Source organism: Bacillus sp. V59.32b (genome assembly GCF_003429085.1).
Taxonomy (GTDB): Bacteria; Bacillota; Bacilli; order Bacillales; family DSM-1321; genus Peribacillus.
The window spans coordinates 20685-32563 of sequence record NZ_QVTC01000089.1 but is presented as its reverse complement, the minus strand read 5'-3'; the positions used below and the strand labels follow the sequence as shown (position 1 = coordinate 32563).

General features: G+C 43.8%; 12 protein-coding genes and 8 tRNA genes. All 20 read right to left on the bottom strand.

Translation table 11 applies throughout. The annotated features are described in order from the left end of the window. Positions 1-140: 140 nt before the first annotated feature. The 20 genes from D0463_RS17360 to D0463_RS17265 all read right to left on the bottom strand — a co-directional run bounded on the left by D0463_RS17360 (position 141) and on the right by D0463_RS17265 (position 11727). Positions 141-216, bottom strand: a tRNA-Ala gene (locus D0463_RS17360). Between the two features lie 9 nt (positions 217-225). After that, a tRNA-Pro gene (locus D0463_RS17355) sits at positions 226-302 on the bottom strand. A 9-nt stretch (positions 303-311) separates the two neighbouring features. Further along, positions 312-388, bottom strand: a tRNA-Arg gene (locus tag D0463_RS17350). A 9-nt stretch (positions 389-397) separates the two neighbouring features. Continuing rightward, positions 398-486, bottom strand: a tRNA-Leu gene (locus D0463_RS17345). Between the two features lie 11 nt (positions 487-497). Next, positions 498-572, bottom strand: a tRNA-Gly gene (locus D0463_RS17340). A gap of 5 nt (positions 573-577) precedes the next feature. Next, a tRNA-Leu gene (locus D0463_RS17335) sits at positions 578-662 on the bottom strand. Positions 663-674: 12 nt separating this feature from the next. Further along, positions 675-750 (bottom strand) — tRNA-Lys (locus D0463_RS17330). Between the two features lie 174 nt (positions 751-924). After that, positions 925-1000 (bottom strand) — tRNA-Val (locus D0463_RS17325). Between the two features lie 370 nt (positions 1001-1370). After that, complete coding sequence (gene lysS, locus D0463_RS17320) at positions 1371-2855, bottom strand: lysine--tRNA ligase (protein WP_117308625.1); 1485 nt, start codon at positions 2853-2855, stop codon at positions 1371-1373. 203 nt (positions 2856-3058) lie between these two features. Next, positions 3059-4057 carry a tRNA dihydrouridine synthase DusB gene (gene dusB / locus D0463_RS17315; protein ID WP_117308624.1) on the bottom strand — a complete coding sequence of 333 codons (999 nt, stop codon included), beginning with the start codon at positions 4055-4057 and terminating at the stop codon, positions 3059-3061. Positions 4058-4086: 29 nt separating this feature from the next. Next, positions 4087-4302 (bottom strand): helix-turn-helix domain-containing protein, encoded by a 216-nt coding sequence (locus D0463_RS17310; protein WP_117308623.1) that lies wholly within the window; start codon positions 4300-4302, stop codon positions 4087-4089. Continuing rightward, positions 4254-4781, bottom strand: coding sequence for a 2-amino-4-hydroxy-6-hydroxymethyldihydropteridine diphosphokinase (folK, locus tag D0463_RS17305; RefSeq protein WP_117308622.1), 528 nt, complete (start codon positions 4779-4781; stop codon positions 4254-4256). Before folK ends, D0463_RS17310 begins: the two co-directional genes overlap by 49 nt. Positions 4782-4783: 2 nt before the next feature. Beyond that, positions 4784-5143 (bottom strand): dihydroneopterin aldolase, encoded by a 360-nt coding sequence (gene folB, locus D0463_RS17300; RefSeq protein WP_117308621.1) that lies wholly within the window; start codon positions 5141-5143, stop codon positions 4784-4786. Then, positions 5136-5972 carry a dihydropteroate synthase gene (gene folP / locus D0463_RS17295; RefSeq protein WP_117308620.1) on the bottom strand — a complete coding sequence of 279 codons (837 nt, stop codon included), beginning with the start codon at positions 5970-5972 and terminating at the stop codon, positions 5136-5138. Before folP ends, folB begins: the two co-directional genes overlap by 8 nt. A 15-nt stretch (positions 5973-5987) precedes the next feature. Continuing rightward, a complete protein-coding gene (gene pabC / locus D0463_RS17290) occupies positions 5988-6848 on the bottom strand; it encodes an aminodeoxychorismate lyase (RefSeq protein ID WP_117308619.1) in 861 nt (286 codons plus the stop codon). 40 nt (positions 6849-6888) lie between these two features. Then, positions 6889-7473 carry an aminodeoxychorismate/anthranilate synthase component II gene (gene pabA, locus D0463_RS17285; RefSeq protein WP_117308618.1) on the bottom strand — a complete coding sequence of 195 codons (585 nt, stop codon included), beginning with the start codon at positions 7471-7473 and terminating at the stop codon, positions 6889-6891. Then, a complete protein-coding gene (gene trpE / locus D0463_RS17280) occupies positions 7470-8894 on the bottom strand; it encodes an anthranilate synthase component I (RefSeq protein WP_117308617.1) in 1425 nt (474 codons plus the stop codon). Before trpE ends, pabA begins: the two co-directional genes overlap by 4 nt. Positions 8895-9024: 130 nt before the next feature. Continuing rightward, positions 9025-9948, bottom strand: coding sequence for a cysteine synthase A (gene cysK, locus D0463_RS17275; RefSeq protein ID WP_117308616.1), 924 nt, complete (start codon positions 9946-9948; stop codon positions 9025-9027). Between the two features lie 92 nt (positions 9949-10040). Continuing rightward, positions 10041-10919 (bottom strand): Hsp33 family molecular chaperone HslO, encoded by an 879-nt coding sequence (hslO, locus tag D0463_RS17270; RefSeq protein WP_117308615.1) that lies wholly within the window; start codon positions 10917-10919, stop codon positions 10041-10043. A gap of 25 nt (positions 10920-10944) precedes the next feature. Continuing rightward, positions 10945-11727 carry a type III pantothenate kinase gene (locus D0463_RS17265; protein WP_117308614.1) on the bottom strand — a complete coding sequence of 261 codons (783 nt, stop codon included), beginning with the start codon at positions 11725-11727 and terminating at the stop codon, positions 10945-10947. Between the last annotated feature and the right edge of the window lie 152 nt (positions 11728-11879).

The window sequence follows — 11879 nt, the reverse complement described above, 5'->3', positions numbered from 1 at the left end:
GTGCTCACTATTAAAATTAACGTTGGCGCTTTGTTTTGTTCAGTTTTCAAAGAGCAATTAATTTGTTGTTCTTTTAAAGAAGCAACTTTTATATATTAACAAACTTTTATTTGTTCGTCAATACCTTTTTTAAATTTTTCTGGTGGAGCCTAGCGGGATCGAACCGCTGACCTCCTGCGTGCAAGGCAGGCGCTCTCCCAGCTGAGCTAAGGCCCCGATAAAAGATGGTCGGGAAGACAGGATTCGAACCTGCGACCCCTTGGTCCCAAACCAAGTGCTCTACCAAGCTGAGCTACTTCCCGTAATATATATGGTGCGCCCGGCGGGAGTCGAACCTACAACCTTCTGATTCGTAGTCAGATGCTCTATCCAATTGAGCTACGGGCGCATATTAAGATGGTGCCGAGGACCGGAATCGAACCGGTACGGTAGTCACCTACCGCAGGATTTTAAGTCCTGTGCGTCTGCCAGTTCCGCCACCCCGGCAAAAAAATATATGGAGCGGAAGACGGGATTCGAACCCGCGACCCCAACCTTGGCAAGGTTGTATTCTACCACTGAACTACTTCCGCATGAATGGTGCGGGTGAAGGGACTTGAACCCCCACGCCTTGCGGCGCCAGATCCTAAGTCTGGTGCGTCTGCCAATTCCGCCACACCCGCATCCAATAAAAATGGTGAGCCATGAAGGACTCGAACCTTCGACCCTCTGATTAAAAGTCAGATGCTCTACCAACTGAGCTAATGGCTCGATATAAGTAATTCTTTCTGCTGCTTCATCGTTAAAGATGTGCTCAATTTACCTCTTTTCAAGACATAAACTTCGCAACTCGCAGCTTCGTCACTGATGTAACGCTCGTCTCTACCAACTGAGCTAATGGCTCGGTCTATGAGTAATTCTACTGCCTTGGTGCTTTAATAAAGATGGTGGAGGATGACGGGATCGAACCGCCGACCCTCTGCTTGTAAGGCAGATGCTCTCCCAGCTGAGCTAATCCTCCATCATGGACAGATATATTAAAATGACTGCTTTCCCAAGGATACATCTATAATAAATGTACTTGTCTTTCCTCAAAAGCGACTTTATTAATATATCATTTTGCTAAAGATAAATCAAGAGACTTTTAAAACCTTTTTAGTTAACGAATCTCCATCCCTACAGCAGGTATGGAATATAATTCGTGATTAAAACATATAAAGATATCCCATGAAATTATTTCGCGATAACATTAATCAATTAATAGTCACTACTAAAACGAGATTCGTGGTCGAAAAGTTTATCTTATCTGCTAAAAAAACCGACTCTCTAAAAACTTTGAATGTTCAGCGGTCGCTAGCATTCAAGGCTTATGAAGAATCGGTTCTGTCTATTTAACGATGGCGCATTAGCGGGAATAACAATACGTCCCGGATGGATGGCGAATTGGTCAGCAGCATCACAAGACGATCTACACCAATGCCGAGTCCGCCTGTCGGAGGCATGCCGTATTCGAGGGCTTCGATGAAATCTTCGTCCATTTCATGAGCTTCATCATTACCCTGTTCCTTTTCCCTTAACTGCGCTTCGAAGCGCTCGCGTTGATCAATCGGATCATTAAGTTCCGTAAAGGCATTTGCATATTCACGGCCTACAATGAACAATTCAAAACGGTCCGTAAAGCGAGGGTCTTCCTCATTTTTCTTGGCAAGAGGTGAAATTTCCACGGGATGGCCGTAAATAAAAGTAGGCTGAACCAGTTTCTCCTCTACGATTTGCTCAAAAAACTCATTAAGAATATGTCCGAACTCCATATTTCCTTTTACTTCAACACCATGTTCTTTTGCAAGGGCGTGAGCTTCTTCTTTGCTCATTTGCTTCCAGAAATCTACCCCTGTGTATTCTTTAACCGCATCAGCCATATGGAGTCTCTTCCATTCCGGCTTCAAGTTCACTTCATGACCTCCATACTGGACGGTTGTAGTTCCGAGCACTTCCTGTGCAATATGCGCGATAAGGTTTTCAGTGAGGCTCATAATATCGCTGTAGTCAGCATAAGCCTCATACAATTCAATCATGGTGAATTCCGGGTTATGCCTTGTTGACACACCTTCATTACGGAAGACCCGGCCGATTTCATACACCTTCTCAAGTCCCCCCACAATTAACCGCTTTAAGTGGAGTTCAATCGCGATCCTCATGAAGAGTTCCATATCAAGCGCATTATGGTGTGTAATAAAAGGACGCGCTGCTGCGCCGCCGGCGATCGAATGCATCAGTGGAGTTTCCACTTCAAGATATCCGTGGTCATCTAAGTAACGGCGCATAGCCTGAATGATACGACTGCGCATGATGAAGGTTTTTTTGCTTTCTTCATTGGTTATTAAGTCGACATACCGTTTACGGTATCGTTCTTCGACATCCTTTAACCCATGGAATTTGTCAGGAAGCGGACGAAGAGCTTTTGATAAAAAGATAAAGTCGTTCGCTTTAATGGAAAGTTCCCCAACTTTCGTTTTAAAGATCGTGCCGCTCACACCGACTAGATCGCCAAGGTCAGTCTGATCAAATATTTTATACGTGTCTTCTCCTACGGCATCCTGACGCACATAAATTTGAATCTGACCGCTAATGTCTTGAATATGGGCAAATCCCGCTTTTCCTTTGCCGCGTTTAGTCATAACACGCCCAGCCAAAGTAACCTCTATGTTTTGTTCATCTAACTCTTCTTTACTTAATTCCCCGTAAGCTTCTACAAGCTCTTGGGCAAGGTGGCTGCGATCGAATCTGTGGCCGAATGGATCTTGTCCATTATCGAGCATGGCCTGCATTTTTTCGCGCCTTACTTTGAGCTGGTCATTCAATTCCTCATGACTCATGAAATCATCTCCCATTTTATTATCGGTGCTATATATTCGTTCAATTTGAGTGTTTACATTCCTTATCTATTTTGGCACAAAGCATATAAATCGAACAGGTATTTATGCCGAAAACTTGGAATTGTCCATATAAAAACTGCCAGCAATACTGGCAGTTCAATTTAAGCGTATTATAGGTAAACAGCCAAAGAATGTCAACCGTTCTAGACTGCTAGAATATTTTGTTCGCTTGCTTCCACTTCTTCAACTAGTCCATATAAAAGGGTTACAACATCTTCTCTTGTGTTGCACTCATTTATGCCTTTTCTTGCTTTTGCATTTCCACGAATTCCTTTTAGGTACCACGCAGCATGCTTGCGCATTTCACGAACTGCCACATTTTCGTTCTTCAAGGCAATCAAGCGGTCCATATGCAGAACGCAGACATCGATTTTTTCGCGTGCCGTTGGCTCTTCAATGATTTCGCCCGTTTCAAGATATTTCACCGTGCGGTAGATCATCCACGGATTACCGAGTGCGGCACGGCCGATCATAACTCCGTCCACGCCTGTTTCTTTCAACATTCTTTCCGCATCCTGCGGCGTTTCCACATCACCATTACCGATGATCGGGATGTTAACGGAATTCTTTACTTCACGAATGATATCCCAATTTGCTTTTCCTTCATACATTTGCACCCGAGTTCTACCGTGTAAGGAAACGGCTTTTCCGCCTGCACGTTCAACAGCTTGGGCATTTCTAACGGCATATATATGGTCTTCGTCCCAACCCATACGCATTTTCACAGTAACCGGTTTATCAACTGCATCAACGACAGCGGATACCATTTCGTAAATTTTGTTCGGGTCTAGAAGCCATTTTGCACCTGCATCACACTTCGTGATTTTTGGAACCGGACATCCCATGTTGATATCGATAATGTCAGCGGTGGTGTTTTTATCAACGAATTGAGCCGCCTCTACCAAAGATGCCTTTTCTCCTCCGAATATCTGAAGGCTGAGCGGCTTTTCTCGCTCATCTATATAAAGCATATTCATCGTTTTTGCATTTTGCAAAACAATTCCTTTATCGCTGACCATTTCGGCACATACCAGACCCGCCCCAAATTCCTTCACCGTTAAACGGAACGCCGAGTTGCAGACCCCGGCCATCGGCGCAAGGACGACACGGTTCTTCATTTCTATATCGCCAATCTTAAACACGTTGCAGTCCACCTTTAATAAATATTGATCTATTGTTCATCGTCAGGCGGCCGCAGCTCATCAACTGTAACATCGAGCATTTCGGCTACCTCCACCAAAAAGTTGTTTGTCGGCTTTCGGTTTCCTCTTTCGACTTCACCTAAAAGTGTGACGGAAACTCCGATCTCCTTTGCGAACCCTTCCTGTGTATATCCTTTCAGCTTTCGAAAAGCGCGAATGCGCCTGCCCCAGTTTTCCGCTTCCATAATCGAACTCCTTCTTTATCCTTAATCTTTTCAAGAACATCAATCAAAGGTGTTTCCATCTTCGGAAGCATGATGTCGGGGTTCAATTCCAGCAAAGGAATGATTACAAATGCTCGTTCTAGCATCCTAGGATGAGGAACAGAAAGATTCTCTGTTTCAATATTTTCTTGATTATAGAGCAAAATGTCAAGGTCTAATGTACGAGGACCCCAACGAATTTCCCTTTTTCTCCCAAGCGTTCGTTCAATCTCTAAGCACTTTTCCAATAATTTCTCAGGCTCATAAAAGGTTTCAATCTTGAAAACAGCATTTAGAAAAAGAGGCTGATCGGTAAATCCAACTGGGTCTGTCTCATAGAGGGACGAAATATCAACTACCTTTATTCCTTCATCTCTATCTAAAAGCTCATTCGCTTTTTTGAAAAAATTAACACGGTCACCCATATTGGACCCGATGGAAATATATGCGCTGTTTTTCAAAATTACCGTCCCCTTTTAATTTCCACCGCGACTGATTTATAATGACCGGGAATTGGAGGGTCCGGCTTATAGACCTTTATCGTACAAAAATGAATTTCTTTATACTGTCTTAATATTTCCGAAGCGATGTGTTCAGCGATGGATTCTACAAGCTTAAATGTCTTACCTTCGACAATGCCTTTGCAAATTTCGTATAGCTCGCCATAATTTATCGAGTCTTCAAGATTATCGCTTTCGCCCGCCCTGGATAAATCCAGTTCGATTTCCAAATCGACGGCAAACCGCTGCCCAAGCCGGTTTTCCTCAGGAAATACGCCGTGGTAGCCGTAAAACTCCATCTGATTTACAAAAATCTTATCCACTATATTCACCCTTTCCGACAAGAGCATCCATCATTTTAGCCATGCGGGATATCTCTTTAACATCGTGAATCCGGACGATTTGGCAGCCTTTTTGTATCCCGTAGCAGACTGTAGCGCCTGTACCCTCCATCCGTTCTTCTGCCGGCAAATCGAGAACATGTCCGATCATTGATTTCCTGGACGTACCGAGCAAAACCGGATAGCCTAATGATACAAGTTTATCAAGGTTACGCATCATTTCCAAATTTAATGCAAAATCCTTAGCAAAACCGATCCCCGGATCAAGGATAATATTTTCATCCGTAACCCCAGCCTGCTTTACGAGTGTGATGCTTTCATATAAGTCATAAAAAATGTCACGGATAAAATGGGTATAGGATTGGTTGTCACGGTTATGCATCAGGATGATCGGAACCCCGTACTCAGCCGCTACCGATGACATGTTATCGTCGGCTTTCGCCCCCCATACATCGTTAATTATATGGGCGCCTGCTTCCAGCGCCAATCTCGCGACGTTCGCTTTATATGTATCGATCGAGATAGGGACATCTATTCTTTTCGACACGGCTTCAATAATCGGAAGCACCCGCTCCAATTCCTCTTCCTCTGAAACAAACGTATGATTCGGGCGGGTCGACTCGCCTCCGATATCAATAATGTCCGCTCCATCCTTGACCATCTGTTCTACCTGCTTAAGGGCAGCATCCATCCGGTTAAATTTGCCCCCGTCCGAAAAAGAATCAGGAGTCACATTTAAAATGCCCATGATTAACGTTTTATTTCCATAGTCCAATGTATGTGATCCGCATTGTATGGTTGAAGTGCCCATCTTTTTCTCCTTAAATTAGATTTCATTTATGCCAAAAAGCGAGGTCCGATATGTTTGATATTGACTAAATAACAGACGGGTCACTTTGCCGCCCGCTCCTTGATATACTCCGATATTTTCAACTTCCCTAAGACTGAAAATCTCTTGTATGGAATTCGTGCAAAAAACCTCATCCGCTTCGCTCATATCTTCTATTTTATAGAACCCTTCGTGAAACTGTAAACCGGAACGCTTGGCAAGCTGAAGCAGAAATTGACGGGTGATCCCATTCAGAATTCCTGTCTGAATAGCCGGCGTATACAGAACATTTTCTTTTACCCAAAACAGATTAGAAACAATTCCTTCAGCCAAATAGCCATCTTCAGTCAAAAAAATGCCTTCTGCATCATCAATATCTTTGATCTCCCGTTTTGCAGCAATGTTGTTTAAATAGTGATGGGATTTTAACCGCTCGGATGTTTCCGGTGTATTTCTGCGCGTCCTCAAAAGAATGCCCTTCTTTTCCTGCAGCCCTTCCGGAACCGTCATTTTCTGCATGAATATAAGAATGTTCGGCCTTTCAAAGGGAACCGTTTGAAGCCCGACCGGCTCAGCGCCTGCTGAAATGTTCAATCGGACGCGGGCATCTTTCAATTTATTCGCAAGCAGAAGTTTTTGCAAAATATCTTCTATTTCTTGTCGGGAACAAGTATGGAGAATGTTCAGTTCTTTTAAACCTTTATTTAGGCGGCTTATATGGTCATCCAGTAAAAAGGGATGTCCATCATAAATACGGCACGTTTCAAATACACCAAGACCATATAAAAACCCATGGTCAAACGGTGAAATCACCGCTTCATTCTCTTTTACAATTTTCCCATTCACAAACATATACATATGTCTTCCTCTACAATCCGGATATATTTTAAAAAACAAACTATGCCTGTTGCCAAACCCGGCTCACCTTCAGGAAATTCCGCAATAGCTGTTTGCCACTTTCAGTCATGATCGATTCTGGATGAAACTGAACTCCTTCAATAGGCCATTCTTTGTGCCGGATCCCCATGATCTCTCCTTCTTCCGTCCAAGAGGAAATCTCAAAACAATCCGGTATGGATTCACGCTCAAGGATGAGCGAATGGTAACGGGTAGCAAGGAATGGATAAGAGATGTTTTCATAGACCGTTTTGCCGTCATGGTATATCTGCGATGTTTTCCCGTGCATCAGCCTTTCAGCTCTGACAACCCGGCCTCCAAACACATGGCCGATCGCTTGATGTCCCAGACACACCCCTAAAATAGGAATCTTCCCCGCAAATGCCTGAATCGCAGCGAGGCTAACGCCCGCTTCATTTGGGCTGCAAGGCCCCGGTGAGATCATTAAAAAATCCGGTGAAAGCTGTTCGATCTCCTCGATTGTAATTTGGTCATTGCGCCTTACAACTAGCCTTTCCCCCATTTCTCCCAGATGCTGGACTAGATTATAGGTAAATGAATCATAATTATCGATCATGAGAATCATCGTGTTTCCGCCTTTTCTAGTTCTGCCTGTTCTTTAGCCTTGTGAAGTGCCATTGCTTTTTTCAATGACTCCTTATACTCAAATGCTGGATTGGAATCTATGACAACCCCGGCCCCGGCCTGGATATGCGCGATTCCATCCTTCACGAGCATCGTTCTAATCACAATATTAAGCTCCATATCTCCAGAAAAGCCTATCCACCCGATTGACCCGGTATAGATGCCACGGCGGACTGGCTCCAGCTCTTCAATAATCTCCATCGTTCTGACTTTGGGTGCACCGGTAATCGTTCCTCCCGGAAACACGGCATCGATCACATCAAAAGCGTCCTTACCATCTTCAAGCTTTCCTTGTACATTGGAAACGATATGCATGACATGGGAATATTTTTCGATAGTCATGAACTCGTTCACTTCGACAGTTCCGTATTCACAGACCCTGCCTAGGTCATTTCGTTCTAAATCGACGAGCATTACATGTTCTGCGCGCTCTTTTTCATTCTCAATAAGTTCTCTGGCAAGCCGCTCATCATCATCCGCATTTTTTCCTCTTGAGCGGGTTCCAGCAATCGGTCTGGTGCTCACTTCATTATCTTTTTTCTTTACCAGAAGCTCTGGTGACCCACAGACAATTTGAAAATTCGGGCTCTGAATATAAGCCATATAAGGCGATGGATTTAAGAGTCTTAATTGTTCATATACATCAAGTGGGTGTGCTTGAAGCGCACTAGATCGACGCACCGATAGATTCACTTGAAAAATATCTCCGTCGGCAATATATTCCCTGATTTTCTCCACAGCTTCTTTGAATTGCTCTTCCGTCAAGGACACATCTTCTTTTTGCTGTTTCTCCGATCCTTTTATAGTTAAGCTTTCAAGCTCTTCCGTGGCAGATATCCACTGATTTTTCATCGTTTGCAGCTTTTCATCCGCCATTCGTTCTTCATTCATGCCACAGACATACATAAACCATAACCGACGCTCTTTATGGTCATAGACAAGAATTTCGTCAAAAGCCAAAAAATAAACATCAGGGGTTCTTAAATCGTCTTCCGCAAGATTGGGCAGTTTCTCAATATACCGAATATAATCGTAACTGACAAAGCCGATGACGCCGCTTTGAAAATCGGGATACTCATCATTCTGTTCGATCTTCCTCTGTGACATCCATTCCTTCAAAGAATGAAGCGGATTTCCCGAAAGGTGCTCTGTCGCCCCATCAAATTTTTTTATTGTCAGCAAATCATCTTTTCCGGATAATTCTGCTACAGGATTGATGCCTATTATCGTGAAACGGCCGCCTCTTCCACTTTCAAGCATAACGTGGTGAGAATGGGTTGCGGCCAATACTCTATAAACGGAAAATACATCATTTTGATCAAATGGAATGTTGATTGCAAACACTTTTCGTTGCTTCTTCACCTATTTCAACCCCTGACCCCGAGTAGATTCATATTCAACACTCATAGTTAGAGTTTACTCATTAACAGAGGAAAATCAAACCAAAAAAAAACAAAGTCCCCTAAAAGGACTCTGCTGATAGTTGGATCTATTATTCAAAATTATATAGCGGCGTGCTTAGGTAGCGCTCTCCGTTACTCGGAATGACGGCAAGGACTTTTTTGCCTTTTCCTAGCTTGTTCGCCACTTCAACCGCTGCATAAATCGCGGCTCCGGAAGAAATCCCACCTAAAATTCCTTCTTCTTTCGCAGCTCGGCGGGCATATTCAAATGCCTGTTCTGTGCTGACTTGAATAACTTCATCGTATAATTCGGTATTCAGGATGTCCGGAACAAATCCCGCGCCGATCCCTTGTATTTTATGCGGACCAGGTTTGCCTCCTGATAAAATCGGTGAATCGGAAGGCTCTACCGCATAGATTTTCACATCCGGATACTGTTCGCGTAGAACTTCACCTGCACCCGTAATCGTACCACCCGTACCAATACCGGAAATAAACGCGTCAAGCTGGTTTCCCATTTGCTCAACGATTTCCTTCCCGGTCGTCTCGCGGTGTACCTTTGGGTTTGCCGTGTTCTTAAATTGCTGAGGCATAAAATAGCCATTCTCTTTAGCCAGTTCCCCAGCCTTGGCAATGGCACCCTTCATCCCTTCAGGACCAGGAGTCAATACTAAGTCGGCCCCATAGGCACGCAGCAGGTTACGACGCTCTAAACTCATCGTTTCAGGCATAACCAAAATTGCCGGATATCCCTTTGCAGCTGCAACCATCGCAAGACCGATTCCAGTGTTTCCGCTAGTAGGTTCAATGATTGTATCGCCAGCCTTTAAATCTCCGCTTTCTTCGGCTGCTTCAATCATTGCAAGAGCAATGCGGTCTTTCACGCTGCTGCCAGGATTCATATATTCCAACTTCAAATAGATATCTGCGCTGTTTTCATCAGCAATACGGTTTAATTTCACAATTGGTGTTTGGCCGATTAACTCGACAACTGAATTTGCAATCTTCGCCATATTCTCCACTCCTAATACCAAGTATTTTTATTGGTTTTATATAAAATGTACCGTTTTCATCCATCAATGTCAATATTTTTGAATTATTTCATCTACTTCGCTTCTTCTTGAAGTTCCTCTAATTCATCGCTTGAAAATTGATAGGTTTCATTACAGAAATGGCACTGTGCTTCTGCTTGTCCTTCCGTCTCGATAATATCGCGAATTTCTTCTTTCCCTAAGCTGATAAGGGCATTTCCGATCCGTTCCCGGGAACATTGACATTTGAATTCGACCGGCATGGTCTCAAGAATTTTTACATTGCCTTCCCCTAATACTTGTTCAAGAATTTCCTCAGGTGTTAATCCATCTTGGATCATTTTTGAGATCGGAGGGATCTTGCTTAACCGTTCTTCAATTTGAGAGATTGTCTCATCATCAGTCCCAGGCAGTAATTGAATGATAAATCCTCCGGCTGCGAGTATCGAATTGTCTGGGTTAACCAAGACGCCAACACCAACGGAAGAAGGAACCTGTTCCGACGTGGCAAAGTAATAGGTAAAGTCTTCTCCAAGCTCCCCTGAGACAATTGGAACCTGCCCGCTGAAATTTTCCCGAAGTCCTATATCTTTCACAACGCTCAAAGTTCCTTCAGTCCCCACTGCTCTCCGTACATCCAATTTTCCTTGTTCGTTTAAGTCAAAATGAGTTTGTGGATTGGTCACATAGCCCCGCACCTCTCCTTTTGCATTGCTATCAACGAGGATGGCACCGAGCGGGCCTCCGCCTTCCACTTTAATGGTGAGCTTGTCCTCTCCCTTAAGCATCGCTCCCATCATCAGGCCGGCTGTCATCGATCGCCCAAGCGCCGCAGAAGCTGTCGGCCACGTATAATGGCGCCTCTGTGCTTCCCCGACTGTTTCAGTTGTCGAAACAGCATACGCGCGTACCTGTCCGTTATAACCTAAAGCCTTTACTAAATAATCCTTCATCCTATATGCCCCTTTCCTGGGTGTATTACCTGCTTTTATGTTGATCTATGTTTCGTTTATAAATGAGCTGCAGTCCTTTCAAGGTTAAAAACGGATCAACCATGTCAATGCTGTTTGATTCGTTGGCAATTAAGCTGGCAAGTCCTCCAGTAGCGATCACTTTAGGCTCCTTTATGCTTTGTGCCTTCATTCTGCTGACGATTCCCTCTACCTGCCCTACATAACCGAATAAAATTCCTGCCTGCATCGCAGCCACTGTGTTTTTGCCGATAATATCTTCAGGCCGGGCAATCTCGATCCGCGGCAGTTTTGCCGCCTTTGAATAGAGCGCCTCTGTCGAAATGCTGATTCCCGGTGCGATAGCCCCACCCATATATTGTTTCTCTTCATTAATGTAACAATACGTTGTCGCCGTACCAAAGTCGACGATGATAAGAGGACCGCCGTATTCATGAATTCCTGCGACAGCGTTCACGATTCTGTCCGCTCCTACTTCTCTGGGATTTTCATATTTTATATTCAGTCCTGTTTTGATTCCAGGACCAACAACAAGCGGTTTTATTTGAAAGTATTTTTGGCACATTCTTTCAAGGGCAAACATAATCGGCGGAACAACGGATGAAATGATAATCCCGTCGAATTCATGAAAGGATAACCCTTCTTGTTCCAATAATGACTTAATAATCATGCCGTATTCATCTTCTGTTTTATGGCGATTCGTTTCAATCCTCCAGTGATATTTTAAGTGGTCATTGTCATAAACACCTATCACTGTATTTGTATTCCCTACATCCAAAACAAAAATCATCGATCATCACTCCGGCAATTTATTCTTCAACATCATACCACATAAGTTTTTTTCTCTGCCATTAACTAAGCCTTCGACCAAGGAAATCCCTCCCTATATTCAGGTAGCTTCCCCAGAAAAAAAGGCATCTCCGCTTTCACGGAAATACCTAT

Excerpts from the sequence above, each read along its gene's own strand:
- lysS (WP_117308625.1), bottom strand. The coding sequence starts at position 2,855 with ATGAGTCATGAGGAATTGAATGACCAGCTCAAAGTAAGGCGCGAAAAA.
- D0463_RS17310 (WP_117308623.1), bottom strand. The coding sequence starts at position 4,302 with ATGGAAGCGGAAAACTGGGGCAGGCGCATTCGCGCTTTTCGAAAGCTG.
- folP (WP_117308620.1), bottom strand. The coding sequence starts at position 5,972 with ATGGGCACTTCAACCATACAATGCGGATCACATACATTGGACTATGGA.
- pabC (WP_117308619.1), bottom strand. The coding sequence starts at position 6,848 with ATGTATATGTTTGTGAATGGGAAAATTGTAAAAGAGAATGAAGCGGTG.
- pabA (WP_117308618.1), bottom strand. The coding sequence starts at position 7,473 with ATGATTCTCATGATCGATAATTATGATTCATTTACCTATAATCTAGTC.
- cysK (WP_117308616.1), bottom strand. The coding sequence starts at position 9,948 with ATGGCGAAGATTGCAAATTCAGTTGTCGAGTTAATCGGCCAAACACCA.
- hslO (WP_117308615.1), bottom strand. The coding sequence starts at position 10,919 with ATGAAGGATTATTTAGTAAAGGCTTTAGGTTATAACGGACAGGTACGC.
- D0463_RS17265 (WP_117308614.1), bottom strand. The coding sequence starts at position 11,727 with ATGATTTTTGTTTTGGATGTAGGGAATACAAATACAGTGATAGGTGTT.